Below are 25,996 nucleotides of genomic sequence, written 5' to 3' on the forward strand. Positions count from 1 at the left end.
ACCGTCCGGCTTCTGTCCCCCCGAGCTGACAAAAGGAAACGACGGCCAAGAGCGGATTCCTAAAGTTTCAACAGCTTACGAAAGCGAGGCCCGTAGTTGGGCGATGGTGGCGGTATCCAGTCCGGCAGCCCGCAGCTCGTCATCCGTGGCTTCGGCGACTCGAGCCGGAGTCCCGAACGTCTTCAATAAGGAGGCTCGTCTGATCTCCCCAATCCCGATGACCTGATCGAGTTTGGACGCGACGAGCGCTTTGCCGCGGAGCTTGCGATGATAGGTAATGGCGAAGCGATGAGCTTCGTCGCGGATGCGTTGGAGGAGGTGGGTGGCGGGAGAATGAGCTTTTAAAATGATGGGATTTTTTCTCCCGGCGAGGAAGACCCGCTCATCTTTTTCGCCGCGGGCTTTCGCCAGCCCCACGAGGGGAATGCGGTCTTGCCCGACGGCTCGAAGCCCTTCGATCGCCGCCGCGAGTTGGCCCAAACCCCCGTCGATCAGAATGAGATCCGGCCGGGCCAGGTGCTCCGTGGTCTCGCTGCCGTCCAGGGTGTTCGTGCCGTAGCGCCGGGTCACCACTTCCTGCATGCTGGCAAAATCGTTCGCCCCGGCGACGGTTCTGATTTTGAAGCGGCGGTAGTCCGCCTTCTTCATCTGGCCGTCGTCCCACACGACCATGGAGGCGACCGACTGATTGCCCATCGTATTCGAGATGTCGAAGCCTTCGATGCGGCGGGGCGCGCGGTCCAGATGGAGCAGTCGCTTGAGCTCCTCGCCCGCCTGCCGTTCGATCTCGACGTCGCGCAGATGCTCCGCCGCGGCCGCCGCCGCGTTTTCTTCCGCCAGCCGCACCAGCTGATGCTTGCCGCCGCGCTCGGGGGCCACGACGCGGACGGCGCTGCCGCGCTTGTCCGTCAGCCACTGTTCGATGAGGGCCGCGTCCTCCAACTGAATCGGGATCAAGAGTTCCTTCGGCGGCTGACCGTCTTTGTTATAAAACTGCTCGATGGCGGACCGAACCAGCTCTTCATCGGGCGTCTCCGCCGATTGCGGCCAGAAGAAATCCTTCCGACCGATCAGCAGCCCCCCACGGACGAACAGGATTTGCAGGTCCACCGCCGCCCCTTGCCGCGCGAGACCGATGACGTCCTGATCGGTGGCGGAGGTCTGGGTGATGCGCTGCTTTTCGAGCATGCGTTCGACCTTGAACAACCGGTCCCGCAGGCGCGCCGCTTCTTCGAACTCTTCGCGCTCGGCCGCCGTCTCCATGCGGGCGCGCAGGTCGTCGAGCAGCTCGTGGTCCCGGCCCTCCAAAAACTGGCGGACCTGTTTGACGATCTGGTGGTACTCCTCCTTGGTCTGATTGCCCGTGCAGGGCGCCATGCACCGCTTGATTTCGAATTCGATGCAGGCCCGGTCCGCCGTCCCGTCGATGTCGATGCTGCAGGTGGCCAGTGGGAACACATGCTTGATGATCTTCAGCGTTTCGCGCAATGCATTGGCCGGCGTGTAGGGACCGTAATAGAGCGCCCCGTCCTTCTGCACCCGCCGCACGATCGACAGCCGCGGAAAATCCTCTTTGATCGGCAGCCGCACATAGGGATACTGCTTATCGTCGCGAAGCACGATGTTGAAGCGGGGGCGGTGGCGTTTGACGAGATTGCTTTCGAGGATCAGCGCTTCCAGCTCGGAACGGGTGACCATGGTCTCAAGGTCGGCGATCTGGTTCACGAGCAGGCTGGTCTTGGGGTTATGATCGACGCCCTTTTGGAAATAGGACCGCACGCGATCGGCCAAGACCGCCGCTTTGCCGACGTAGAGAATCTCCCCCTGCGCGTCCTTGAACAGATACACGCCGGGATTGTCCGGGAGGTGGTCGAGCTTGGATTGGAGAGTGGTGGTCATTGGTCACTAGTCATCGGTCATCGGTAGGGGAAAAAGGCAACGATATTGTACCGCTGTACCGTCCGATGGAAGAAGGGGGCTCTTCCGCGTCCTGAAACGACTTGGCGACACCCATCTATCTTCTCAATGACCAATGACTGATGACCAATGACTTCTTTAGCGCAATCCCCGCACGAATGACGGGCTCAGCGCTCCCCGCGCCACTTCCGCAACCGGACCCTTCATCGTCAGGCTGAAGTCGGGAGCGACCTCGATGTTCAGTGTCCCGCCCGGCATCTTGACCGTCACCGGGCTCTTGACGAGGCCCAGACGGACGGCGGCACTGGCTGCGGCACAAGAGGACGACCCGGAGGCCTGGGTTTCGCCGGCCCCGCGCTCCCAGATGAGGATGGAGATTTCCTTGGGTCCGGTCGGGACGGCGAGCTGTACGTTGGTTCGTCTGGGAAACAGGGTGTGATGTTCCAATGCCGGCCCGAGCGTGAGCAGGTCTTCGCGGGACCAGGGCTCGCCGGCCGGCTTGAACACCACACAATGAGGATTGCCGACGCTCACGCCGGTGAAGCTCAATTTACGGTCCGCTGCTTCGATGGGCTGTTGAATGAGCTCGCCGGCGCTCAACGTGCAGGGAAGGGCTTCCGGCTTGAACGTGGCCCGCCCCATCTCGACCGTCACGGCGCTCGCATCGCCGTGGCGATCGACATGCAAGTCGATCGTCACCAGCCCCCCTTTGGTATCAACCGTAAAGTGCTTCTTCTTCGTCTTGCCGGTGGCGTGGAGATAGCGGGCGAAAATCCGGAGCCCGTTCCCGCTCTTTTCCGCCTCGCTGCCGTCCGGGTTGAAAATACGCAGGCCGAAGTCGGCCTTCTTCGAGGGCACGAGCGCGAGGATGCCGTCGCTGCCCAGTCCCCAGTTCCGATCGCAGATCGCTTTGATGTTGGAAGGCGTGAGCTGAAAGCTCAGCTCCGTGGGATCCATCACGATATAGTCGTTGCCGAGCCCGTGCCCGCGGAAAAACCCGTTCTTCATCCTGTCGCTCCCTTTCTTATCACTCATTCATTGAGGCGTGAGGCGCGAGAACGATACTGAGGTCATCGGTCACTGGTCAATAGTCATTGTGGGTAAAGCGGAGAACTCGTCTCCTGTTTGTGATCAATGACTGATGAGCAATGACCGATGACTGATGGCCAGTGACTTGAGTGCTAGACGATCTTCACGCCCGCCGGGCGTTCGATCAGCTCGATCTCGTACCCGTCCGGGGCATCGATGAAGATAAAGCGGCTTCCGGAGGACGTCTTGGTCGGGCCGTCGGTAATGGGGACGCCTTTCGCATTGAGGGCGGCGATGGTCTGGTCGAGGCTCTCCACCTGAAATGCCAGATGGACGAGGTCTTCCTGGACCTTGACGGGCCCGCTGGGAGGAAAGCTGGTCAGCTCGATCAGCTCATCACTGTTGGGCGCTTTCAAAAAGGCGAGCTGTGATCCGCGCGGCGAAGTCTTGCGCTCGATGACGTCCAGGCCGAGGACATTCGTGTAGAACCGGATCGTTTCATCCAGGTCGCTGACCCGCATGCGGGTGTGGAGAAGCTTGGTGACTTTGAAACCCGTCATCGGTCGAGGGTCGTTCGTCATGGGAAATCCAGATGCCGACCTTACCATTGACGGATGACCGATGACTACTGACCCTTCCCCCTGGCCGGCCCGGCCGTTTTTCGTAGCAGCACCTCCGCGCTGCCGGGGATCAAGAAGTTCGGCATGGGGCCGATCTCTTGATAGCCCTGTTTCTTATAGAAGGCGCGCGCAGCCGCGTTGAAATCCGACACGCAGGCGAAGAGATTGTTGGTTCTTCCGAAGACGATCGATTCAATGTGGCCGAGCAATCGCGCCCCGAACCCCTTCCCCCTCGCCCAACCCGCGATGCCCAGGAGCTCCAGGTAGTCGCCGAGCAGAAATTTCTCTCTGACGATGGCAATGCCCGCCACGCGGCCGTCGAATTCGATCACATAGCTGTCCCGGCCTTGAGGGATCGGGCAAAAAATCCGATGCCAATCTTCCTTGGTGTAGCCCAGTGTCGTCCAGGGATCGGACTCGCCGAGCAGGTGCACGACCGCCTCGCGATCGTCGGAGTGCATGGGCCTGATCGTCGGCTTGCTCATGGAGCCGGCTTGCAGTTGAGGAGTTCGCTGACCGTCACCGGTTTCAAATTCTTCTGCGGAAGCACATCGGTCGTGAGGCGCTCGATCACGTCGCGCGTCTGCTTGCCCTTGCCGTTGGCATGGAAGACGACGATGCTGCCCGGCTTCACCCGCTTCGTCACGCGGGCGAGGATCTGCTCTGTCGAGAGACTCGGATCGGGGTCGCCGGACTCAATGCTCCATTGGATGAAGCGCAGGCCGAGCGCCTTCACCACCCCGACCGTCACGTCATTGTATTCCCCGTAGGGCGGGCGGAAGAGCGTCGACTCATGGGCGTAGTGCTCCTGAAGCAGCGTCACCGGGCGGCTGATTTCCTCCCGCTGCTCGTCGGCGCTGTGCAGGGGGAGATGGGCATGCGCCTCTCCGTGCGTGCCGACGTCGAAAAAGCCGATGCCGAGCAGGTGCTCGACCTGTTCATCATGCCTGGCCATCCATTTGCCGGACATGAAAAACGTCGCGGGGATCCGATGTTCGATCAAATACTCGACGAGCGCCTGGTCGTAGCCGGGCCCTTTCCGGACGGGACACAGATCGAAGGTGAGCGCGACCGCCGGGCAGGCCGGCGGGCCGGACTTGATGACCTGGGCGGAGGCGATCGCCGGGCCGAGGAGCCACGGCAGGAGCCACAGGAGGAAGGCAATGGGGCGCCGCATGACGACTAGTATACCTGAAGCCGGACGGCCCGGTTGACCGGCAATTTACAGGGCTGATACCGTGAGCCATGCAATGGCCCTCATGGGAAATCGGCCGGGCGCTCGGCATTCCGATTCGCGTGCACGCGTCCTGGTTCCTGGTGTTTCTGTTCGTGACCTCGACGCTGGCGACCGGCTATTTGCCCGACACACTGCCCGGCCTGCCGACGGAGCGATACTGGGCCATGGGGGGCATCGCCGCGGTGCTGCTCTTCGTCTCCGTGCTGTTGCACGAGCTCGGTCACTCGTATGTCGCCCTCCGCTATCGCATTCCCATCGAACAGATCACGCTGTTTATTTTCGGCGGCGTGGCGCATATGCGCCGGGAAGCACCGAGCCCCCGCGCGGAATTTCTGATCGCCGTCGCCGGACCGATCGTGAGTTTTCTGCTCGGTGCCCTGTCATTCGGCTTGGTCGTGCTGGCTGAATCGATCCAAGAGCCGCATGCGCTCAAGGGGTTGATCATGTTGGGGGCGCTGCTCGCGATGGTGAATGTGCAGCTGGGGCTGTTCAATCTGATCCCCGGGTTTCCGTTGGACGGCGGGCGCGTTCTGCGGGCGGGCTTGTGGGCCTGGGGAAAAGACTTCCATCGGGCTACCCAGCAAGCCTCGATGGTGGGCCTCGCGTTCGGCGTCCTATTCGGCCTCCTCGGCGTAGGAGTGATCATCGGCGCGTTCAGTGGCGCCCTGCCGGCATCCCTAGTCTCCAACGGCGGCTGGATCATCTTCATCGGCATGTTTTTGTTTGCCGCCGCCCTCGCAAGCCGCAAACAGGCGGTCCTCCGGCACTCGCTCGCGACCGTCCCCGTCCGGGACTTGATGGTGCAGGCGGTCGTCTCGATCTCTCCGGATTGCACCGTGGAGGAGGCGGTCAATCGCTACTTCCGTCCGTATGGATACGGCGGTTTCCCGGTGGTGGAGAGCGGGCGGCTGGTGGGGATGCTCACAGTCTCGGAGGTCCAGAACGTTCCCACGGGGCTCTGGAATTGGCGCAACGTGGCGGACGTGATGCGCCCTGTTTCCCCATCGCTGACGGTCCTGCCGGACGCTCCGGTGATTCAAGCGATGGAACGAATGGCTCGGGAAGGCTGGGACCGGCTGGTGGTGGTGGAGGACGATCAGATCGTCGGTCTGGTGACCCAGTCGGCCATTGCGCATTTCCTCCAACTACGTAAAGGCGGTCGCTAGAAGGCCGGTAGTCTTTCTAGGTTCTGTCGGTGCACTACGACCATAGTCCTTTGTCCGCCCAAGCATTCATCGATTATCTCTAGTAGTTTTACCTGCATTATCCATCCAATTGTAAAATGCCCGTATTTTGAACCACACTGATCCCCTATTCGTGACGTACCGGCAGTACACCCGTCACTCACGAGGGGACATATGCAGCGACCATCAAGGAAGCTCGTGCGCATGCGGGTGGACTTCTCCAGTTCGTCCGAGGACGAAGAGTTCACCGGACACGGGTATACCATCGACCTCAACGCGAATGGATGCCAGATTGAAACCGCCACCGTCCTCCCTCCCGGCCGCTATCTGACCTTACGATTCTATGAGGCCAATACGCATCACGCCGTGCAAGTCGAATTGGCGCGGGTCCGCTGGGCTGAGGGACGGCACTTCGGGGTGGAATTCATTCACCGTGACGCCAAAACTCACGCCTACTTCGATCGGGTGTCTCCGCCGCAATTGATGTCCGGTCCGTCCGGCGCAGTGGACGTCGCGCTCACCATCATGGTCGTCGAGGATAATCCCGATGAAATGCTGCTCTACAGCAAAGTGCTGAGCAGCGGCGGCCACAAGGTGCTACAGGCCGCCGGCAGTATCGAAGCGATGAAATTGTGCGTGACGCAGCCCGCCATCGATCTCGCGCTCGTCGATGTGGTCTTGACCGTCCCCGTGTTTCGTCTTCAAGACCAGGCGGCTCAATTTCATCGCGTCAACGGCCCTCAGCTCGTGCGGGATATCGTGGCGGTGAGAAAGCGCATTCATGTCCTGTTCATGTCGAGTCTCAATCACGCACAGTTGAAAGACCATGGAGTCGTTCTGGGAGCCAGCTCGTTTCTTCAGAAGCCCTTTTCGAAGGATCAGTTGCTGAGTAGTATTGCGACCACACTCGAGCAGCCGCCCTTGGTCTGGACGCCCCCTCCCCCGACGAAACCGGACTCCATCCGTTGGAAGGACTAGACCGCTCCCGCTGACCGACCAATGAGGCGCTAGCCATCCGCTCTGGCGACCGAGATGTTCTGCGCGATGGCGACGCGGATCAGGTGGACGACGAGAAGAAAGCCGTAGACGACACAGAAGAACTTGAACGTCACGCGGTAGAAATCCATCAGCAGAACCGGCAGGCAGAGCGCGAACAGCAGGCTGGCGATCAACGTGGCGAAGGTCAGCCGCCGGCAAAACTCGTACGACGGCTCTTTCCCGATGGGCTTCAACGCGCGGGCATAGCGTTCCGCCCGCTGTAGACGCGCCTCATGCAGAGCGTCGTCGCTCGGCCCCCAATACCGCAGATTGAAATACCCGTACAGGATGAAGAGCCAGGGCAGCGACCAGAGAGGCCAGTACAGGATCCCAGCGTAGTCCTCGCTGCTGATCAGCACGGCGTACGACGGCGCGTAGAGGAGGCCCAGCACCAGCGGGAGAATCCGTTCGTCGCCGGGCCGGTCGCCGTCGGGCCCGCCGTGGATCAATTCCCGTTCGAACAAGGGATACCCGTACTTCAACACCACGAGCGCGATCGCGGCGCTCATCGTCTTGTCCGGGATGTACCGGATGCAGTTCTGAAACCAGTTCACCACGTACCAGCCGATGTGCTCGCTCCAGGTCAGTCCTAAGAGCGATTCCAAATACACTTGCACGGCCGACTCCCAGTGCGCGATGCGGGCGCTGAGCGACTCGGCCACTTCCGGGTTCAGCGCGAAGATCGACCGTTCGTGCAGCGCGGACTGCACGAGCGTGCCCGGGATGCTCATGACGACGGCGCCGGCGACGCCGAAGCTCAGGAGAAACCAGGTATGGGCCAGACCGGAGCTCTTGCTCGTGCGGACGTATTTCTGAAAGCCGGCCTGCCTGGCCAGCATCCCCCAAAACAGCGCGCCCGTCATGTTCACGAGCGACCAGGGAAAGATCACGACGTCGGCGCCGGCCTCCGGATAGAGCAGCCAGTTGACCACCGAATTGGAAAGCAGCGCCACGATCGCGCCCCACCAGGGCCCCAGCAGGATCGCCACGAGCGCCGTGCCCGTCATGTCGAGGAATAAGATGCTGTCCAGATGCCGGCTCAGCGTCAAGCCCACATAGTTCAGCAGCACACCCGCCGCGACGATCACGCTCGTTTCATTGAGCAATAAGTACGACGACCCGCGGAGAGGCTTCGAGGAAAAGAAATCGACGCTCGACATGGCTTCGATCGGCGTCCGTTCCTGTGGTTGGCTCGGCCGGCGTTCCTTCTTGGTGTGCAGGCGGTTCTGAATGTCGAGCAGCTTTTCCATCACGGTCAGCAGGGCCGCGACGAAGCCGGCGATCGTGCCGCCGAGCATCAGGATTTCTTTGCCGTATTCTTCCAACATACGTGCGGTGGTCTCCTTATGACGGGAGACATTTTATCGGGGAAGCGGGAGCCTCGCCAGAAAAAGGCCTGAACCTGCACGGGCACAAAACGGCTGCTGGACGGGCTTGCGGGAAATGGGACATCGCGCGACTGCGGGACGTCAGGCGGGACTCGTCTCGGTGAGCGTCGCCGCCGGCACGTGGGCGCGCTGCTGCAACTTGTGGGCGATGACCGCGCCCAGCAACAGCAGGAGGGCCGAGTAGTACACCCACAGCAGCAGCAACACGATTTCGAGCAGCGAGCCGTACAGCCGGACGTAGACGGTGGCATAGCCGCTATAGGTGACGAACAGTAGTTTTGCGGCGACCCACAGGACGCCGAACGTCAAGGCGCCGGCCATGGCTTCCCGCCATTCCGGGCGACGCCGGGGCACGTAATGGTACAGGCAGGTCACCGTGACGAATGCCAGCGCGAACGGCAGCGTGTAAGTCAGGAGGAAATCGTGGGCCGCGAGCCCGACCAGGTCCAGTCCCCAGAGCCGCGGCATATAGCCGGTCAAAAAGTTGATGGTCTGGGTTGCGACGTAGCTCACGATCAGCAGGAGCCCGGTGGCGCCCAACGAAGCGACCGAGATGGCGGTGGAGATCAGCGGATGGCGCTTCCGCGTACTTTCAAACACGACATTCAACGCATAGTCCAGCTCGTAGAAGACCAGCGCGCCGAACCAGAAGAAGGACAGGAAGACGAGCCACCGGACGCTTTCCAGGGCGCTGATGCGGTGCAATTCCTCGGCGAGCCGTTCCCCGAGCGACGGCATAAACCCTTGCAGGAAGCTCAGCATGAATTGTTCGCCGATCACGTCCTGGCTCACCAGGAAGCTGACCCCGTACAGCAGCAGGAAGACCAGCGGAAACAGGGACAGCAGCGAAAAAAAGGCCAGCGACGCGGCGAGGCTCGCGCAGCCGTGGCGTTGAAAGGCTTTCAGCACGTCGATGACGAAGCGAAGGCCGTCCATGAGGCTCCCCACAGGAGTAAGCCTAGCACGGTCTGTGCCGAGATGTGAAAAGAAAGACGAGGGTTACTTCAGGGGCAGCACGGCCTGGGCGGCGAAATTGACGATCGGATTCGGATAGAGTCCCAGCATCACCACGCCGGCCACCGCGCAGGCGAGCACGATGGACAGCGCGGGCGACATAACGAGGCGCGGCGCGGTGATCGACAGCGGCTCGGGCTCCCGCATATACATCACCATGACCAGGCGGAGATAGTAATAGGCCGATACCGCGGCGAAGATGAGCGCGACGACGGCGAGCCACGTCATGCCGGCCTGCACCGCCGCCATGAAGACGTAGAACTTGCCGATGAACCCGGCGGTCGGAGGAAGGCCGGCCAGCGAGACCATGAACACCAGCATGAGCAGGGCGGCCAAGGGATGGCGTTTCGAGAGGCCGGTGAAATCCTCGATCTCATCCCCTTCCAAACCGCCTTTCCGCAGCATCGCCACGATGGCGAAGGCGCCGAACGTCATGAAGGCGTAGAGGGCGATGTACAAGAGCACGCTCGCGACGCCATGGGCGCCGTCCGATCCCGTCCGTCCGGCGGCGACGACGCCGATCAACGCGTAGCCGGCATGCGCGATGCTGCTGTAGGCCAGCATCCGCTTGATGTTGGTCTGGACGAGCGCCACGACGTTGCCCAGCACGAGCGTCGCCAGGCAGAGCAGCAGGAAGATCGCCGACCAGTTGGCTTTCAGCCCTCCCAGCCCTTCAACAAAGACGCGGACGAAGGCGCCGAAGCTGGCGGCCTTCGACGCCACGGCCATGAACGCCGTGACGGACGTCGGGGCGCCCTGATAGACGTCCGGGGTCCACATGTGAAACGGCACCACCGCCAACTTGAAGGCGAACCCGACCGCCAGCAGGATGGTGGCGAACAGCAGCAGCGGATCGTCGATGCCCCGCCCCCCGATCGCCGCGGCGACGGCCGGCAGCCTGGTGCTGCCGGTGGCGCCGTATAACAGCGAAATGCCGTACAGCAGGATGCCGGACGAGAACGCGCCCAGCACGAAATATTTGGCCGAGGCCTCCAGCGAGCGCGGCTCGGTCCGCTTGAGTCCCGCCATGACGTACAACGACAGGGACATCAGCTCCGTGCCGAGATAAATGGTGAGCAAGTCGGCGGCCGACACCATCACCATCATGCCCGCCAGCGCGAGCAGCACGAAGCCGTAGTACTCGCCGAAGTGCAGGCGCTCTTCCTTGAGATAGGAATAGGACAAGAGCACGGTGAGGCCGGTCACGAAATAGAGCAGCAATTTCCAGAATCCGCCGTAGGCGTCGATCAGCACGATTCCGCTGAACGCCGTCGTGGTCTGGCCCATCTGAGACGCCGTGAGCCCCAGGCAGACCGCCAGTGTGCCCAAGCTGAGCCAGGCGAGGCCGTCTTTCTTCGATGCCGGGATCACCGGATCGAGCGCGAGCACCGCGCAGGCCGCCGCAATAACGAACAGCTCCGGCAGGATGAGAAACAAGTCGTGCGCCGAGAACGTCATGGACGGAGGACCTCCGCCGCGACCGGCATCGGATGCTGCTCCGCGGCCGCCGGGACGCGGCTGACGGCGGGAGCCGCACCAGGAAGCGCCGGCATGGAGCGGGCAATGACTTTTTCCACGCTCGCATGCATGCGGGTCAACAGGGGATTCGGGAAGAGTCCGATCCAAAACACCAGTACCGCCAGCGGTGTCAGCGTGAGCAGCTCGCGCCGGTTCAGGTCCCGGAGCCGGGGGAGAAACTGCGGCGAGGGGACGCCGAACGCCACCCGCTGGACCATCCAGAGCATGTAGGCGGCGGCGAGGATGATGCCGAGCGACGCCAAGGCCGTCGCGATCTTGCTCCACAGAAACGTCCCCGCCAAGACCAAAAACTCGCCCACGAAACTGTTGGTTCCCGGCAGGCCGAGCGACGACAGAGCAAAGATGACCAGCAGCGTCGCGTAGCGCGGCATCGGCTTGGTGAGGCCGACGTTATCGGCGATCTCCCGGCTATGGGTCCGTTCATAAATCACGCCGACGCAGAGGAACAGCGCGCCGGTGGTGATCCCATGGTTGACCATCTGCATCACCGCGCCTTCGATGCCCTGGATGTTGAACATGAACAAGCCCAACGTGACGAAGCCCATGTGGCTCACGCTCGAATAGGCGATCAGTTTTTTCAAGTCCGCCTGGGCCAGCGCCATGTAGGCGCCGTAAATGATTGCGACGATGGACAACACGACCATGAGAGGGGTGAAGGCCCGAGAGGCGTCGGGGAGCATCGGCAGGCTGAACCGGAGAAAGCCGTACGTCCCCATCTTGAGCAGCACGCTGGCCAGAATCACGCTGCCGGCGGTGGGCGCTTCCACGTGGGCGTCGGGCAGCCAGGTGTGGAAGGGGAACATCGGCACCTTGACGGCAAACGCGGCGAAGAAGGCCAGGAATAGCCAGAACTGCAGCGCGGTGGAATAGGCGCCGCGGCTCAACTGCACAATATCGAAGGTGTGCCCGCCCTGGACGTAGAGCACGAGAATGGCGACGAGCAGCAGCACGCTTCCGGCGAGCGTATAGAGAAAGAATTTGATCGCGGCATACAATCGATTCAGCCCGCCCCACACGCCGATGAGGAGGTACATCGGGATCAGCATGGCCTCCCAGAACACATAGAACAGGACGAAGTCCAGCGCGGCGAAGACGCCGATCATCGCCCCTTCCATGATCAGGAGCATGGCCATGAAGCTGCGCAGTCTCGTCTCGACGGACCGCCAGGAGATCAGCACGCAGAGCGGCATCAACACCGTCGTCATGAGGATGAGCGGCAGGCTGATGCCGTCGAGGCCCAGGCTGTAATGGATCGGCGGGGAGGCGATCCAGACGACCCGCTCGGTGAATTGCATGTCGGCCGACGAGCCGTCGAAGAGCCACCAGAGCGGGAGTGAAATCGCGAGATCGGCGAGCGTCACGCCGAGCGCCGCCATCCGGACGCTCGTTTCCTTCACGAAAAAGAGCGCGATCGCTCCGGCCAGGGGAACAAAGATCAATAATGTCAGCCAAGGAAAAGCAGTCATCGGAGTGACTCAATGAAAATTAAAAATGACAAATGCAAAAAACGGCGACCATTTTTAATTTTCACTTTTAAATTTTTCATTGCTTACAGCAGCAAATACGCCGTCAGAATCACGATCCCCAACGCCATCGCAAGGGCATAATGCTGCGTCTGTCCGCTTTGGATCAGCCGCAGCAGCCATCCGCCCCAGGCCACACCGCGCGCGACGCCGTTGACGGCGCCGTCGATCACGCTCATGTCGACCCGCTGCCACAGCTGCGCCGCGGCAGCGAAGGTCGGTCGTACAAACAGCGTGTCGTACGCTTCATCCACGTACCACTTGTTTAGTGAGCCGTGATACAGGGCGCGCCACTCGCGTGCGAGGCGGTCGGGCAACTGGGGATTCAAGACGTACACATAGTAGGCGGCGGCGATTCCCGCCAGGCCCATCAACGTTGCCATGAGCATGATTGCGAGTCCCGCCTCGCCGTGCCCGCCGGCTGGTTCGGCGCCCGAAAACACCGGCTCCAAGAAGCCGGGAATGCCCAGATAGCCGGTCAGCACACTCAGCACCGCCAATATAATCAACGGCGTCGTCATCGTGCGGGGCGGCTCATGAACATGATGCGCGTGATGCGGATCCACGTGTGATGGCCCCCAGAAGGCCACGAAGACGAGCCGGAAACTGTAGAAGGCGGTGAGCAGGGCGGTCAGCAATCCGAAGACCGTCAAGACTTGTCCGAGGGCGCCGGAGGACCAGGCCGAAACGAGGAGGTCGTCCTTGCTGAAGAACCCCGCCGTCAGTGGAAAGCCGGCCAGGGCCAGCGAGCCGACGACGAAGGTCCAATAGGTGATCGGCAGCTTGTCCTTCAGTCCTCCCATGCGGCGCATGTCCTGCTCGTGGTGTAGTGCGATGATGACCGAGCCGCATCCGAGAAACAGCAGGGCTTTGAACGCGCCGTGCGTGAGGAGGTGATACATGCCGGAGGCATAGGCGCCCAACCCGCAGGCCATCACCATGTAGCCCAGTTGGCTGACGGTGGAATAGGCGACGATGCGTTTGATGTCCGTCTGGGTGATGGCAATCGTGGCGCCCAAGATCATCGTCGCGCCGCCGACGATGGCGACGGCGTCCATCGCGACGGGAGACAGATTGTACAAGGGCGCAAGCCGCGCGACCAGAAAGACGCCGGCCGTCACCATCGTCGCCGCATGGATCAGCGCCGAGATCGGCGTGGGGCCTTCCATGGCGTCGGGGAGCCAGACATGCAGCGGGACCTGCGCCGATTTTCCGACGGCGCCCGTAAACAGCAACAGGCAGATCAGCGTAAAGACCGAAATCTCCCATGTCCCGCCGAAAGGGCCCAACACGTTCATCGTCAGCGCGCCCGCTTCGTGGGCGGCGGGAAATACGTCGAGATAGTTGAGTGAGCCGAAGCTGTACCAGACCAGCAGCAGCCCCAGCAGGAAGCCGAAGTCGCCCACCCGGTTGACGATGAAGGCCTTGGTCGCCGCGGCGCAGGCCGCCGCCCGTTCATACCAATGGCCGATCAAGAGGTAGGAGCAGAGGCCGACGGCTTCCCAGAAGACGAACAATTGAAGCAGGTTGTCGGCCAACACCAGCATGAGCATCGAAAACGTGAAGAGGGCGATGTAACTGAAGAACCGCGCGTAGCCCGCATCACCGTGCATGTAGCCGATGGTGTAGACGTGCACGAGCGAGCTCACGATCGTGACGAGCAGGAGCATCACGGCCGTCAGCCGGTCGATATAGAGGCCGATATGGATGTCCAGATGCCCTGAGACGAGCCAGGTATACAGCGGAACCGCGATCACGGAACCTTGCGCTACTTGCATGAAGGCGGCGATGGACAACGCGCAGGAGAGCAACACGGCGGGCACGGCCACCAGATGCGCGCGCTCTTTGAACCGTGATCCGGCCAGGCCCAGCACGAGAAAGGCGGCCAGCGGGAGCAAGGGAATAAGGGAATAGAGCATGGTTTAGAAAATGATGAAGGTTGAATGATGAAGGTTGAATGGCGACGGAACACTCAAAATGAAACACTCAACATTCAACATCGTTTCGGATCTACCATTTCAACAAGTTGAACTCTTCCACATTGATGCTGGCTTTGGAGCGATGGAGGGCGATGATGATCGCCAGGCCGACCGCCACTTCCGCCGCCGCGACGGTCAACGCGAAGAACACGAAAACTTGCCCGCCCAGATCTTGAAGATGCTCCGAGAAGGCGACGAAGTTGATGTTGGTGGCGTTCAACATCAGCTCGACGGAGAGCAAGATCGCGATGATGTTCCGGCGGATCAGCACGCCGATCACGCCGGTCAAAAAGACGACCGCGCTCAGGACGAGATAGTAGGAGATAGGAACGGTCATGAAATACTCGTGATGCGTGATGGGTGATGGGTGACGCGAAGGAAACACAGGGCCAAGCGCTTCGCGCGCAACGCTTCACGCTTCACGCTTCACGTCCTTCGATGTCCCGTTTCGCCAGCACGATGGCGCCGATCATGGCCACGAGCAGCACCAAGGAGGCCACTTCGAACGGAAAGAGATAGGTGGAGAACAGGATTTCGCCGATGGCCAGCGTATTGTCCGGCGGCAGAACGCGTCCTTCTCCGCCGCCGGCCGGTGCGGACGTCGCGGTGCCGCTTCCCGCCAACAGGACGATGAACTCCATCAAGAGCGGAACGGCCAGGAACGCCGCGACGCGCCATTGGCTGTGGTAACGATCGTCGCGCTTGACGTTCAACAGCATGACGACGAAGAGATACAGGACCAGGATCGCTCCCGCGTAGACGATGATCTGCACGGCCGCCAGGAATTCCGCATGCAGGGTGACGTAGAGGCCGGCGACGTGAAAGAACATCACCAGCAGCGAGAGGGCGCTGTAGATGGGATTTTTCAGCGCGACCACCAGAACGGCGGTCAGTGCGATGACAGCCGCAAAATAGCCGAAAAACACCTGCCCCACGATTCCGTCCTTGTTGTGCCCGTTCTCTGCGATCCGTCAGTTCGGCTTGTGCGGCACGTGCTTGAACGCGACGTTGAAGAATGCCACGTTCGGGTGTTGCAACTCCAGGCGCTTTTCCCGCACCGGGAACGCGCGGTCGCCGATCGCCAGCAATTGTTCCTTGTTCAGATGCAGCTGCCGTTTGTCGTACACCGCCCACTCGAATTCCCGTGTCATGCCCAAGGCATCCACCGGACAGGCGTCGACGCACATCCCGCAGAACAGGCAGCGCGTCATGTCCATGTAATATTCCTTGGAGTACCGTTTCGTCGGCTCGCCGGGCACCTCGGCGCTGACCACGCGTATGACTCGCGATGGGCAGGCCGCCTCACAGAGATCGCAGCCCACGCATTTCTCCGTCCCGTCGTCGTAGCGCAACAGCGCCAGCATGCCGCGATAATTGTCCGGCAGCGTGCGCTTCTCATGGGGATACTGCAGCGTGATGGGCTTGTAATGGAGCAAGTGGGAGAGGGTCGCCTTCATGCCCACGAGAATCTCGTAGAACGTGATGGTCTTGAGCCACTCACGCCAACTGAGCCGTTTCATTGCGGTTGCTTGTGCCATAGAGCGGCCGATGTCACTGCATGTGTTGGTAGATGTAGACGGCGATGGACGTCACCACGATGTTGCCCAGGGCGATCGGCAGCATGACTTTCCAGCCGAACTTCATCAGTTGGTCATAACGGAGCCGCGGCAGCGTCGCCCGCAGCCAGAAGAACAGGAAGAGGAAGAAGTACACCTTCACGGTAAACCAGGCCACCCCTTCGATCCATGCGAGCGATTCGAGCCCGAGATGGCCGAGGAGCGTGCCGGGATAGGGCGCGTTCCAGCCGCCCAGGAACAACGCCGCGGCGACGCAGGACACGAGGACCATGTTGGCGTACTCGGCAATGAAGAAAAACGCGAACCGCATGCCGCTGTATTCCGTGAAAAACCCCGCGACCAGCTCGCTCTCGGCCTCCGGCAGGTCGAACGGCACCCGGTTCGTCTCCGCGACGGCCGAAATGACATAGACCACGAAGGCGAAGATCTGCGGCGCGGGGAAGGCGAAGACGAACCAATGCCAGAATCCGCCGGCCTGCGCCTCCGTGATCTTCACCAGGCTGAGTGAGCCGGCCATGATGAGCACGCCCACGATGGCCAGCCCGACGTTCAGCTCATAGCTGATGATCTGCGCCGCCGATCGCAGGCCGCCTAAGAGCGAATATTTGCTGTTCGACGCCCACCCGCCGAGGATGATCCCGTAGGCGCCGATCGACGCGAAGGCCAGGATGTACAGGATCCCGATGTTGATGTCGCTGATGACGAAGGGCTTGACCGTAATGCCGAACACCTCGATCGTCCGGTCCGGTCCGAACGGGATGACGGCAAACCCGATCAGCGCCGGCACCATGGCGAGAATCGGCGCCAGGCTGAACATGAACTTGTTCGCGCCGGCCGGCACGATGTCTTCCTTGAAGAACAGTTTGAGCCCGTCCGCGATCGGCTGGAGGATGCCGTAAGGGCCGACTTCCATCGGGCCCATGCGGTCCTGCATCCACCCGAGCACCTTGCGTTCCGCCAGGGTCAGGATCATGACGGTCAACATCACAATGCCCATGACGGCGGCGATCTGGGCGAGCGAGACGGCCAGCCGGAGTCCTATTTCAGTCACGACAGCTCTCCTCCATTCACATGCGCATCCAGCGCGTTCTCTCTCAAGCCACCTTGATCATCGACACCGTCGTCGTCCGGTACGAAGGCACACGAGTGACCGGATCGATGGCGCAGTCGAACAATTGCGTCGCCTGCTGGCTGAAATGATCCGGAAACCAAGCTTGTCCTTCCGGCACCCGGCCCACGACCTTGATCTGTGTCGTCATCTCACCGCGCGTGTTGGACAACCGCACCCGGTCTCCGTCCGCCAGGGCGAAGCGGGCGGCGTCCCGAGGGCTGATGCGCAGCCGCGGGGCGCCCTCCACTTGGAGGAGGCCGGTCGATCGCGTGGAGAGCTTGCCGGAATGGAACAGGCTCTGCACCAGTTCCAACTGCACGGTGCCGTCGGGCCGCGACACCGGAGCTTCGATCGCATATCGCGCGGCCATATCGGTCTGAAATCCTTCCGCGAGATAGCGGTCTACCGCGGCGCGGTCGATCTTCGGCGGCGCCGGCGCGGGCCCGAGAGAGCCATACCCCGGAATCAGGCTTCGGATTTCCTTCAGGATGTCCTTGTTCTCCGCATAGTCGAGCGGCGAGTCCAACAGCACGGAAAGGGCCGCGAACACCTCCCAATCCGGCCGGCTGTAGCCGACCGGGTCGATCGCCGGGCGGACCGCCTGGACGTGGCCTTCGGTATTCGTGAAGGTGCCGCTCTTCTCCATGGACGATGCGGCCGGCAGCACGACATGCGCCAAGGCGGCCGTCTCGGTGAGGAACAGCTCTTGGCAGACCAGTAAATCCAGCGTGCGCAGCGACTCTTCCGCACGCACCTGCGCCGGAAGGCTGGCGACGGGATTCTCGCCCACGACGAACATGGCTTTCAGGATGCCGGCTCTGGCCCGGTCCAACATTTCTACCAGGGAGGCGCCTCCGTTCGGCGGCGGCTCGCCGCCCCAGAGCTTCACCACGCGATCCCGCCCCGCGCGGTCGGTGACGTCCACCGGACCCGGCAACAATTCCGCGGCGGCTCCCATTTCGACGGCGCCCTGATCGTTGTTTTCTTCCGCGAGCGGGGCGAACCCGCAACCCGGCTGGTCCAGTTTTCCGATCAGCAGCAACAGGTCGAGCAGATTCACGGAGGCGGTGTAACCCTGCTTCCCGCGCAGCAAACCTTGGCCTGTCAGGATGACGAGTCGCCGGCTGCCGGCGAGGAGCTTGGCCGCCTCCCTGTAAGCGGAGGGATCGTACCCTGTGGCGGCCTGCACTGCCGGCCAGCCGATCGCCTGCAACGCCTCCGTGACGCGCTTGATGAACGCCGGATGCCGCTGAGCGAGGTCCGGTTGGACCAACTGTTGCTCGACGACGGCGTTCAACAATCCCAGCACGGCCGAGCGGAGCTGAGTCGTCGGCACGGCGAAATGGTGCGAGGCAAGATTGGCGATGTTGCTGATCGTGTCGACGGCCGGCTCCAGGGCCTCGATGGTGACGAGCGTCGCGCCGCGCTTCTTGACCGCTTCCTTGACCTTCAAGCCGGTGATCGGATTGGTCTCCGTGATATTCGTGCCGACCAGCAGAAGCACGTCGGCGGCGGCGATGTCGTCGAAACTCACCGTCCAGCGGTGCGTGCCCTGCACGCGGCGCATGGCCTGTACTCCGTTCAGATGGCCGTACCGCGCGCTGCTGTCGAGGCTGTTCGTGCCGATGGCGACCCGCATGAATTTCTGGAAGAGATACAGATCTTCGTTGGTGCAGCGGCCCGAAATCAGCCCGCCGAAGCTCTGCCCGCCGTGGGTCGACTTGATGGCGCCGGCCTTGTCCGCGATGAATTCCAACGCTTCTTCCCAGGTGGCCGGGATGAGGGCGCCGCTCCGGCGGATCAGCGGCTGGGTCAGCCGCTCGGGATGGCTGCCGGCGCGGAAGCCGAAAAAGCCGCGCGCGCACAGATCGCCGTTGTTGCGGCCGGCTCCGTGCGCCGAGTTCACCTCGACGAGCTGCTGATCCTTCGTCTGCACGGTGAGCTGGCAGCCGTCGCCGCAATAGCCGCAGACGGTGTCGGCTCGCTTGAGCATCCAGGGTCGATACTCGTACATCGAGAGCCGGCTGGTGATGGCGCCGACCGGGCAGATCTGCACGCAGCCGCCGCAAAACTCGCAGTCGAGCGGATGGGCGCCGAAGTGCTTGATCTCCGTCATGGTGCCGCGGCCGACCGGCGCCAGCGCTTTGACGTCCATCACTTCGTCGCAATAGCGGACGCACCGCAGGCACTGCACGCAGCGGTTCATCTGTGTTTCGATGAGCGGGCTGAAGTAGTCCTTTTGGAAGATCCGCTTCGTTTCGACGAAGCGGCTGGTGGTGGCCGTGTACTGATGGGAAAAATCTTGCAGGTCGCAGCGGCCGCCCTGATCGCACACGGGACAGTCCAACGGATGGTTCGCCAGGATGAACTCGAGCACGGACTTGTGCGCATCGTTCACGACGGTCGTCGCGGTCCGCACGGACATGCCCTCGGCCACCGGCGTGCTGCAGGCCGTCTGAAGCTTCGGCATCTTCTCGACTTCCACCAAACACATGCGGCAATTGGCGTCGGGCTTCAGCTTGGGGTGATAGCAGAAATGCGGAATCATCACGCCGACGCGCCGCGCCGCTTCGATCACGAGCGTCCCTTTCGGGACGGTGACCGTCTGGCCGTCGATGGTGAGTCTGACCGTTTCTGTGGTCGGCATAGTTTTTAAAAGTACGAAAACGTTACTTTCTCATTCCCACTGCTTCCGGCCGGATCAGATTCGCCGCTTCGGCTTCGCGGATCAGGTCTACGTACTCCTGCCGCCAATATTTCAACGTGCTCATGATGGGCGATACTTCGGCGTCGCCGAAGGCGCAGACCGTGCGGCCGGCGATGTTCTTGCACAGATCGGTCAAGGTTTCAAGGTCCTCCATCCGGCCCCGCTTCGCCATGATGCGGCGCATCGTCTGCACCAGCCAGGAGCTGCCTTCGCGGCAGGGGCTGCACTTGCCGCAGGACTCGTGATAGAAAAACTCCATCAGGCGGAGCGCGGCCCAGACCATGCTCGTGCCTTCTTCCATCACCGTCACGCCGCCGGAGCCCAGCATCGAGCCGGCGGCGGCCACCGATTCGAAATCCATTTTCACGTCGAGATGGTCCGGTGTGAGAAACGGGGCCGACGCGCCGCCGGGGATAAAGGCCTTCAACGGCCTGTCCGCGCGCATCCCGCCGGCATGCTCGAAGATCAATTCCCGGAACGTGACGCCCATCGGGACTTCATAATTGCCCGGCCGCGTCACATGGCCGCTGACGCAGAAGATCCGCGTGCCCGTGCTCTTGGGCGGCGAGCCGATCGCGGCGAACCATTCCGCTCCGCGCGTCAGGATATGCGGCAGGTTCGCCAGCGTCTCGACGTTATTGACGACGGTGGGTTTGTTGTAAAGGCCATGGGTGGCGGGAAACGGCGGTTTGACGCGCGGCAGACCGCGTTTGCCCTCAAGCGATTCCAGCAACGCCGTTTCCTCTCCGCAGATGTAGGCCCCCGCGCCGCGATGCACCCAGACCTCGACGTCCACGCCGGTCCCGAAAATATTCTTCCCGACATAGCCGGCCGCCCGCGCTTCGCCGAGCGCCCGTTCAAGGATCTTGGAGCCGAGGACCATTTCGCCGCGTATATAAATGTAGGCGGATTCGGCGCCGATGGCGTAGCAGGCGAGCACGATTCCCTCCAGAACCTGGTGCGGATCGCGCTCCATCAACTGCCGGTCTTTGAACGTGCCGGGCTCGCTTTCGTCGGCGTTGCAGCAGAGATAGAGGGGGCCTCGGTAGTCTTTGGGGAGGAAGCCCCATTTCACGCCGGTCGGGAAGCCCGCGCCGCCGCGGCCGCGCAGGCCGGACTTCATCACCGTCGTGGTCACATCCGCCGGCGCCACCTTGCCGAGCGTCTTTCGCAGGGCTTGATAGCCGCCGGCTTTCTCGTAGTCGGCCAATGAGCCGGTATAGCCCGGCTGCGACATGTTCTTGAGGAGGATGAGTTCGTGCGGAGGCATAAATTAAAAATTCAAAATTAAAAATGCAAAATACCGCTTCATTTTCATTGCGGCTTGGCCGCCGGCTCCGGCCACATGTACGGCCCGCTCTTCAACGGACTATTGCCGGTCGTTTTCAAGTCGGCCAGAATGCGATCCACCTTTTCTTCCGTCAGCCGCTCATAATAGTCGTCGTTGATCTGCATCATGGGCCCCGTCCCGCAAGCCGCCAGGCATTCCACCACGCTCAAGGTGAACAGCCCGTCGGCCGTGGATTCTCCCGGCGCGATGCCGAGCTTCGTCTTGATCCAATCAATCACCGTGTCCGAGCCCACCAGCGCACACATCAACGATTTGCAGACCTGTATATGAAACCGGCCCACCTTCTTCAAATTCAACATCGTGTAAAAGGTGGCGGTTTCGTAGACCTGCGGCGGCGTCAGGCCGAGCAGCCGGGCGATCTCCTTCATCGCCGATTCCGTGACGTAGCCCTGATCCCGCTGCGCCAGGTACAAGAGCGGAATCAACGCGGACCGCTTGACCGGATAGCGGCTCAGGATTTCGTCGATCTCTTTTTGGTACTTTTCCTTCAGCATCTCACTCTTCCCACTCCACCCCAACATGGTGAGGGAGCGGAGGGTGCCCTCACCTGCGCGCATGCAACGAGCACCGCCCGCTATTTCCATTTGATCGGTCTTGGTGCGCGTTGCGCGAGCAAGAGGGCATCCTCCGCTTCCTCACCGATCACACTCCCCCATCACGATGTCGTACGTGCCGAAGATCGTGATGATGTCGGAGATCAAATAGCCGCGCGCCATGTGGTCGAACGCGCCCATGTGGACGAACGACGGGGAGCGGATCTTCAGCCGATAGGGGCGCGGGCTGCCGTCGCTGATGATGAAGAAGCCCAGCTCGCCTTTCGGCGCTTCGGTGGCGCAGTACGTTTCCCCCTTCGGAGGCTTGAATCCCTGCGTGAAGATAATGAAATGGTGGATCAGGCTCTCCATGTCCCGCATCACTTGCTGCTTCGGCGGCGGAATATACTGCGGCGCGTCGGCCATGATGGGCCCCGGCGGCAGCTGGTCCAGGCATTGCGCGATGATCCGCGCGCTTTGGCGCATCTCCTCCATCCGGACCCAATACCGGTCGTAGGTGTCCCCGTTCTTGCCGACCGGCACTTCCCAGTCCACCTTGTGATACACGCCGTAAGGTTCCAGCTTGCGGACGTCGTAGGCCACGCCGGAGCCGCGCAGGGTCGGTCCCGTGAGGCTGAAATTGATGGCGTCCTCGGCCGAGATCACCGCGACATGCTTCGTCCGGCCCAGCCAGATGCGATTGGCGGCGATCAGCGAATCGTACTCGCTCACTTTTTGGGGGAACGTCTCCAAGAAGGTCTTGAGACGCTGGACCAACTCGGGCGTGAAATCGCTGTCGACGCCGCCGATGCGGTAGTAGTTCAACGTCAGCCGCGCGCCGCAGAGCTTTTCGAACAGATCGAGCAGGATTTCCCGCTCGCGGAAGGTCCAGAAGAAGACCGTCATCGCGCCGATGTCGAGCGCCTGCGTGCCGAGCCAAAACAGATGGCCCACGATGCGCTGCATCTCCGCGACGATCGTACGAATGTACTCGGCGCGTTCCGGCACGGTGATGCCGAGGAGCTTCTCGACCGCGCGGACGTATGCATAGTTGTTCGCCATGGCGCAGACGTAGTCCAGGCGGTCGGTATGCGGAATCACCTGCATGTAGGCCAGGCCTTCGGCGAGCTTCTCGACGCCGCGATGGAGGTAGCCGAGATCCGGGGTGGCCTTGACGATCCGCTCGCCGTCCAATTCGAGCACGACCCGCAGCACGCCATGGGTGCTGGGATGCTGCGGACCCATGTTGAGCAACAGCTCCTCTTGCCGGCGTGTGCCGGATGTGCCTGTCCCTGCCAGGAACGGTTTCTTTTGCGCGTCCGGGATCTCGCCGTCGATCTGCTCGACCGGCAGCTCATCTAAGCGGGGAATGAAGTCGAACTGGCTGCGCCAGCCCTTGCCCTCCGTCGGGAAATCTTTTCGGAGCGGATAGCCTTCGGCATAGTCTTCCGGCAGGAGGATCCGGCGCAGATCCGGATGGCCGGCAAAGCGGATCCCCATCATGTCGTAGACTTCGCGCTCTAAAAACTCGGCGCCGCGCCACACGCTCGTGACGGAATCGATGACCGGATTGTCTTCCGGCACTCTGGCCTTGAGGCGAATTCGCCTGCCGTAGGGCAGCGACAGGAGATGATAGATGACTTCGAACCGTTCCTGGTCGGACGGATAGTCGGCCGAGCAAATATCGGTGAGGTGATCGAACGAAGCCTCCGGCGCATCGTGCAAGTAGCGGGCGACATCGAGGATGTTCGCCGCGCGCACCTGGACGGAGACTTCTCCGCGCGCGGTATCCACGTTCGCCGCCAGCGCGGCTTCGGGGAATTTCTTGAGCAGCGTTTCGATCAGGGTCTGCATGGGTCGCTCTTGCGAGACTGGCGCGCCGCGCGAGAGAAGCGAGACGCGCCCACCCTCCCGCCGGTCTCGCGCTTATCTCACGAACACCTTCTCGCGTTGGATCTTTTCCTGGAGCTTCAGCAGGCCGTCGAGCAGCGCTTCGGGGCGCGGCGGGCAGCCCGGCACGTACACATCGACCGGGACGATTTGATCCACGCCCTGCACGACGGCGTAACTGTTGTAGTGATTGCCCGACGTGGCGCAGGAGCCCATCGAAATGACATAGCGGGGCTCCGGCATCTGATCGTAGATGCGGCGAATCACGGGCGCCATCTTCCGCGTCACCGTGCCGGCCACGATCATGAGATCCGACTGGCGGGGCGACGCGCGAAACACGCCGGCGCCGAATCGATCCAGATCGTACCGCGACGACACGCTCGCAATCATCTCAATGGCGCAGCACGCCAGGCCGAACGTCATCGGCCACAGGGCCGACTTCCTCGCCCAATTCACCACGGCGTCCAGATTCGTCGTGATGATGTTCGCCTCGAACTGCCGCTCTAAAAAACTCATCGTTCTCTTTACCTTCCATTACGAGAATGGGACTGAGCGGGTGGCGCCGACCGGGCGCCCATTCGCCCGCAGCGGAAGGGACCCACTGGGGGATGGGTGGAGCGAGGACGAATGGGCTGGTCGGCGACAGGACCCGCTCAATCCCATTCGAGCGCCCCTTTCTTCCACGCGTACCAAAACCCGACGATCAAGATGCCGATGAACACCACCATTTCGACCAATCCCACCAACCCGAGCTTCTGAAAGGCCACGGCCCAGGGAAACATGAAGACGATTTCGATGTCGAAGATCACGAACAGCATTGCGATGATGTAGTACCGCATCGGGAACTGCACGCGCGCGTCCTGAAACAGCGGGCTGCCGCTTTCGTACGGAGCCAGCTTCGCCCGGTAGGGCCGGCTCGGCCGAACGACCCACCCGGCCAGCAGCGAGACGGCGCCGAAGGCGATCGCAATCCCGATAAAGACCAGAATCGGAACGTAGTTGGCTGGAACCGCGGCGTTACCCATACGGGCCTCGTGAAGCGTGACGCGTGACGCGTGAAGTGCGCGGGAACGGTCGTTTCATCCAGCAAGTCATTGAACCCTCAGGCTACGGAACTCACGGCCAGCGCTTCGCCGAAGAACGGCTTGAAACGCAGCCCGTCCAGTTCCGGCTTCTCGATGCCTTTATGTTGGATGAGCACTTTGAACGTCGTGCCCATGCCGTCGGGCCGCAACAGATGAATCGCCGCGCGAAACTCCGGACTCTCCGGGTCCAACTCGGCCATCATCTCCTCCACGCCGAGTCCCATCAAAAAGCTGAGCTGGTTCGTAAAGCCGGTGACATGGAGCCCGTGCTCCTCGCCGACCATGGCCAAGCTGGAGAAATCCACATGTGCCGTCATGTCCTGCTGCCCGACCCGCTCGTAGGGGTCTTCGGACGTCATCTGCGAGTAATAGCAGAGCAGCGTGCCATCCGAGCGATCGGCGCTATACAGATCCTGCATTGTGTGGCCGTAATCGATCGTGATCGCCACGCCACGCGTGAGGGCGGAGGCGACCTGCTCCATCCATGTCAAGGCATGCACATTCATCTCGGTGCGATAGCCGTCCGGCAGGGACAAGCTCAGCCGTTCGAGATGGCGGGGCAGTCGCGGATCGGACAGCGGCCTGAGGCATTCCGCGAATTTCCCGTCGCGATAGTCCACGAAGATTTCCTGCGCCCGCCCCTCCGCCATCTGAATGCGATGCACGGGAAAGGCGTCGGGCAGCTCATTGCTGAACATCAGGCCCTGCACATCGGCGAGGCTGTGCACGTCTTCAACCCAGGACATGAGCCCCGGCTCGCCGAGCCACTGTCCCAGGTTCGTTCGCTGCAATTCCCGCATGGCCGGGCTGCGTTCCACCAGCACATAGCGGAACCGCCGGCGGAACGAGTCGTCTTCTTTCAACAGGGCCGTAAGAATGTCGCGCGCGAGCAATCCCTTGCCGGCCCCCATCTCCACCACTGAGAACGGCTCCGGATAGCCGAGCAGCGCGTCGACCTGCCGGGCCTGCGTGGCGAGGGCCTGTCCCAGAATGGGATGCACGTCGGAACTCGTGTAGAAATCTCCGGACCATCCGATCCGCTCGCCGCCGGCTTCCGGCGGCCGCATGTAATACCCGTATTGGGGATGATAGAGCGCGAGCTCCATAAAGCGGACGAAGGGGATGGGACCCGAGGCGGCGATCTCGGCGGCGATGGCGGCAATCAGTGCGGGATGCCCGGTCGTCACAAGAAATCCGTTTCTTTTCAGACAAGGCGCGGAGTCAGAGACACCCATCCTTGACGGGTAGATTTCACCCGTCGGATCGGCAACCCA

Annotated in this window: 23 protein-coding genes; 2 read left to right on the forward strand and 21 right to left on the reverse strand. The window is 61.9% G+C overall.

Annotated features, from left to right (window positions below):
- Window positions 1–75: 75 nt before the first annotated feature.
- The 5 genes from uvrC to NITMOv2_RS02410 form a co-directional block, all read right to left on the reverse strand.
- On the reverse strand, window positions 76–1,899 hold the full coding sequence (gene uvrC, locus NITMOv2_RS02390; RefSeq protein WP_053378370.1) for an excinuclease ABC subunit UvrC: 1,824 nt from the start codon (window positions 1,897–1,899) through the stop codon (window positions 76–78).
- 156 nt (window positions 1,900–2,055) lie between these two features.
- Complete coding sequence (dapF, locus tag NITMOv2_RS02395; RefSeq protein WP_053378371.1) at window positions 2,056–2,925, reverse strand: diaminopimelate epimerase; 870 nt, start codon at window positions 2,923–2,925, stop codon at window positions 2,056–2,058.
- Window positions 2,926–3,098: 173 nt separating this feature from the next.
- Window positions 3,099–3,527, reverse strand: a complete 429-nt coding sequence (locus NITMOv2_RS02400) for a VOC family protein (protein WP_238590439.1) — start codon at window positions 3,525–3,527, stop codon at window positions 3,099–3,101.
- 44 nt (window positions 3,528–3,571) lie between these two features.
- A complete protein-coding gene (locus tag NITMOv2_RS02405) occupies window positions 3,572–4,051 on the reverse strand; it encodes a GNAT family N-acetyltransferase (protein WP_083447692.1) in 480 nt (159 codons plus the stop codon).
- Window positions 4,048–4,743, reverse strand: a complete 696-nt coding sequence (locus NITMOv2_RS02410) for a polysaccharide deacetylase family protein (protein WP_053378374.1) — start codon at window positions 4,741–4,743, stop codon at window positions 4,048–4,050. Before NITMOv2_RS02410 ends, NITMOv2_RS02405 begins: the two co-directional genes overlap by 4 nt.
- Window positions 4,744–4,811: 68 nt before the next feature.
- Between NITMOv2_RS02410 and NITMOv2_RS02415 the strand changes: the two genes are divergently transcribed.
- Window positions 4,812–5,969 carry a site-2 protease family protein gene (locus tag NITMOv2_RS02415; protein ID WP_053378375.1) on the forward strand — a complete coding sequence of 386 codons (1,158 nt, stop codon included), beginning with the start codon at window positions 4,812–4,814 and terminating at the stop codon, window positions 5,967–5,969.
- Between the two features lie 192 nt (window positions 5,970–6,161).
- Complete coding sequence (locus NITMOv2_RS02420) at window positions 6,162–6,965, forward strand: PilZ domain-containing protein (protein WP_083447693.1); 804 nt, start codon at window positions 6,162–6,164, stop codon at window positions 6,963–6,965.
- Window positions 6,966–6,994: 29 nt separating this feature from the next.
- Here the strand turns inward: NITMOv2_RS02420 and NITMOv2_RS02425 are convergent, their stop codons facing one another.
- The 16 genes from NITMOv2_RS02425 to NITMOv2_RS02500 form a co-directional block, all read right to left on the reverse strand.
- Window positions 6,995–8,353 carry a hypothetical protein gene (locus NITMOv2_RS02425; RefSeq protein WP_053378377.1) on the reverse strand — a complete coding sequence of 453 codons (1,359 nt, stop codon included), beginning with the start codon at window positions 8,351–8,353 and terminating at the stop codon, window positions 6,995–6,997.
- A gap of 141 nt (window positions 8,354–8,494) precedes the next feature.
- Window positions 8,495–9,349, reverse strand: a complete 855-nt coding sequence (locus NITMOv2_RS02430; RefSeq protein ID WP_053378378.1) for a YihY/virulence factor BrkB family protein — start codon at window positions 9,347–9,349, stop codon at window positions 8,495–8,497.
- Window positions 9,350–9,412: 63 nt separating this feature from the next.
- Window positions 9,413–10,885 carry an NADH-quinone oxidoreductase subunit N gene (locus tag NITMOv2_RS02435; RefSeq protein ID WP_053378379.1) on the reverse strand — a complete coding sequence of 491 codons (1,473 nt, stop codon included), beginning with the start codon at window positions 10,883–10,885 and terminating at the stop codon, window positions 9,413–9,415.
- Complete coding sequence (locus tag NITMOv2_RS02440; RefSeq protein ID WP_053378380.1) at window positions 10,882–12,432, reverse strand: NADH-quinone oxidoreductase subunit M; 1,551 nt, start codon at window positions 12,430–12,432, stop codon at window positions 10,882–10,884. Before NITMOv2_RS02440 ends, NITMOv2_RS02435 begins: the two co-directional genes overlap by 4 nt.
- A gap of 83 nt (window positions 12,433–12,515) precedes the next feature.
- The gene (gene nuoL / locus NITMOv2_RS02445) at window positions 12,516–14,408 is read right to left on the reverse strand and encodes an NADH-quinone oxidoreductase subunit L (protein WP_053378381.1); all 1,893 of its coding nucleotides are present in this window, start codon (window positions 14,406–14,408) and stop codon (window positions 12,516–12,518) included.
- Window positions 14,409–14,499: 91 nt separating this feature from the next.
- The gene (gene nuoK / locus NITMOv2_RS02450; RefSeq protein ID WP_053378382.1) at window positions 14,500–14,805 is read right to left on the reverse strand and encodes an NADH-quinone oxidoreductase subunit NuoK; all 306 of its coding nucleotides are present in this window, start codon (window positions 14,803–14,805) and stop codon (window positions 14,500–14,502) included.
- A gap of 82 nt (window positions 14,806–14,887) precedes the next feature.
- Window positions 14,888–15,403, reverse strand: coding sequence for an NADH-quinone oxidoreductase subunit J (locus NITMOv2_RS02455; protein ID WP_053378383.1), 516 nt, complete (start codon window positions 15,401–15,403; stop codon window positions 14,888–14,890).
- Window positions 15,404–15,439: 36 nt separating this feature from the next.
- On the reverse strand, window positions 15,440–15,988 hold the full coding sequence (gene nuoI, locus NITMOv2_RS02460; RefSeq protein WP_238590440.1) for an NADH-quinone oxidoreductase subunit NuoI: 549 nt from the start codon (window positions 15,986–15,988) through the stop codon (window positions 15,440–15,442).
- A 31-nt stretch (window positions 15,989–16,019) separates the two neighbouring features.
- Window positions 16,020–17,096: an NADH-quinone oxidoreductase subunit NuoH gene (nuoH, locus tag NITMOv2_RS02465; protein ID WP_083447694.1), complete on the reverse strand. Its 1,077-nt coding sequence runs from the start codon at window positions 17,094–17,096 to the stop codon at window positions 16,020–16,022.
- A gap of 43 nt (window positions 17,097–17,139) precedes the next feature.
- Window positions 17,140–19,803, reverse strand: coding sequence for an NADH-quinone oxidoreductase subunit NuoG (gene nuoG / locus NITMOv2_RS02470; protein ID WP_053378385.1), 2,664 nt, complete (start codon window positions 19,801–19,803; stop codon window positions 17,140–17,142).
- 22 nt (window positions 19,804–19,825) lie between these two features.
- Window positions 19,826–21,133: an NADH-quinone oxidoreductase subunit NuoF gene (gene nuoF, locus NITMOv2_RS02475; protein WP_053378386.1), complete on the reverse strand. Its 1,308-nt coding sequence runs from the start codon at window positions 21,131–21,133 to the stop codon at window positions 19,826–19,828.
- A 44-nt stretch (window positions 21,134–21,177) separates the two neighbouring features.
- Window positions 21,178–21,771: an NADH-quinone oxidoreductase subunit NuoE gene (gene nuoE, locus NITMOv2_RS02480; RefSeq protein ID WP_238590441.1), complete on the reverse strand. Its 594-nt coding sequence runs from the start codon at window positions 21,769–21,771 to the stop codon at window positions 21,178–21,180.
- Window positions 21,772–21,849: 78 nt separating this feature from the next.
- Window positions 21,850–23,601, reverse strand: coding sequence for an NADH dehydrogenase (quinone) subunit D (nuoD, locus tag NITMOv2_RS02485; protein WP_083447695.1), 1,752 nt, complete (start codon window positions 23,599–23,601; stop codon window positions 21,850–21,852).
- A gap of 72 nt (window positions 23,602–23,673) precedes the next feature.
- Complete coding sequence (locus NITMOv2_RS02490) at window positions 23,674–24,153, reverse strand: NADH-quinone oxidoreductase subunit B (protein ID WP_053378388.1); 480 nt, start codon at window positions 24,151–24,153, stop codon at window positions 23,674–23,676.
- Window positions 24,154–24,290: 137 nt separating this feature from the next.
- A complete protein-coding gene (locus NITMOv2_RS02495) occupies window positions 24,291–24,662 on the reverse strand; it encodes an NADH-quinone oxidoreductase subunit A (RefSeq protein WP_053378389.1) in 372 nt (123 codons plus the stop codon).
- 77 nt (window positions 24,663–24,739) lie between these two features.
- Window positions 24,740–25,909 (reverse strand): class I SAM-dependent methyltransferase, encoded by a 1,170-nt coding sequence (locus NITMOv2_RS02500; RefSeq protein WP_053378390.1) that lies wholly within the window; start codon window positions 25,907–25,909, stop codon window positions 24,740–24,742.
- Window positions 25,910–25,996 lie beyond the last annotated feature (87 nt).

This window comes from Nitrospira moscoviensis, assembly GCF_001273775.1.
GTDB lineage: Bacteria > Nitrospirota > Nitrospiria > Nitrospirales > Nitrospiraceae > Nitrospira_D > Nitrospira_D moscoviensis.

Excerpts from the sequence above, each read along its gene's own strand:
- uvrC (WP_053378370.1), bottom strand. The coding sequence starts at position 1,899 with ATGACCACCACTCTCCAATCCAAGCTCGACCACCTCCCGGACAATCCC.
- dapF (WP_053378371.1), bottom strand. The coding sequence starts at position 2,925 with ATGAAGAACGGGTTTTTCCGCGGGCACGGGCTCGGCAACGACTATATC.
- NITMOv2_RS02400 (WP_238590439.1), bottom strand. The coding sequence starts at position 3,527 with ATGACGAACGACCCTCGACCGATGACGGGTTTCAAAGTCACCAAGCTT.
- NITMOv2_RS02405 (WP_083447692.1), bottom strand. The coding sequence starts at position 4,051 with ATGAGCAAGCCGACGATCAGGCCCATGCACTCCGACGATCGCGAGGCG.
- NITMOv2_RS02410 (WP_053378374.1), bottom strand. The coding sequence starts at position 4,743 with ATGCGGCGCCCCATTGCCTTCCTCCTGTGGCTCCTGCCGTGGCTCCTC.
- NITMOv2_RS02415 (WP_053378375.1), top strand. The coding sequence starts at position 4,812 with ATGCAATGGCCCTCATGGGAAATCGGCCGGGCGCTCGGCATTCCGATT.
- NITMOv2_RS02420 (WP_083447693.1), top strand. The coding sequence starts at position 6,162 with ATGCAGCGACCATCAAGGAAGCTCGTGCGCATGCGGGTGGACTTCTCC.
- NITMOv2_RS02425 (WP_053378377.1), bottom strand. The coding sequence starts at position 8,353 with ATGTTGGAAGAATACGGCAAAGAAATCCTGATGCTCGGCGGCACGATC.
- NITMOv2_RS02430 (WP_053378378.1), bottom strand. The coding sequence starts at position 9,349 with ATGGACGGCCTTCGCTTCGTCATCGACGTGCTGAAAGCCTTTCAACGC.
- NITMOv2_RS02435 (WP_053378379.1), bottom strand. The coding sequence starts at position 10,885 with ATGACGTTCTCGGCGCACGACTTGTTTCTCATCCTGCCGGAGCTGTTC.
- NITMOv2_RS02440 (WP_053378380.1), bottom strand. The coding sequence starts at position 12,432 with ATGACTGCTTTTCCTTGGCTGACATTATTGATCTTTGTTCCCCTGGCC.
- nuoL (WP_053378381.1), bottom strand. The coding sequence starts at position 14,408 with ATGCTCTATTCCCTTATTCCCTTGCTCCCGCTGGCCGCCTTTCTCGTG.
- nuoK (WP_053378382.1), bottom strand. The coding sequence starts at position 14,805 with ATGACCGTTCCTATCTCCTACTATCTCGTCCTGAGCGCGGTCGTCTTT.
- nuoI (WP_238590440.1), bottom strand. The coding sequence starts at position 15,988 with ATGAAACGGCTCAGTTGGCGTGAGTGGCTCAAGACCATCACGTTCTAC.
- nuoG (WP_053378385.1), bottom strand. The coding sequence starts at position 19,803 with ATGCCGACCACAGAAACGGTCAGACTCACCATCGACGGCCAGACGGTC.
- nuoF (WP_053378386.1), bottom strand. The coding sequence starts at position 21,133 with ATGCCTCCGCACGAACTCATCCTCCTCAAGAACATGTCGCAGCCGGGC.
- nuoE (WP_238590441.1), bottom strand. The coding sequence starts at position 21,771 with ATGCGCGCAGGTGAGGGCACCCTCCGCTCCCTCACCATGTTGGGGTGG.
- nuoD (WP_083447695.1), bottom strand. The coding sequence starts at position 23,601 with ATGCAGACCCTGATCGAAACGCTGCTCAAGAAATTCCCCGAAGCCGCG.
- NITMOv2_RS02490 (WP_053378388.1), bottom strand. The coding sequence starts at position 24,153 with ATGAGTTTTTTAGAGCGGCAGTTCGAGGCGAACATCATCACGACGAAT.
- NITMOv2_RS02495 (WP_053378389.1), bottom strand. The coding sequence starts at position 24,662 with ATGGGTAACGCCGCGGTTCCAGCCAACTACGTTCCGATTCTGGTCTTT.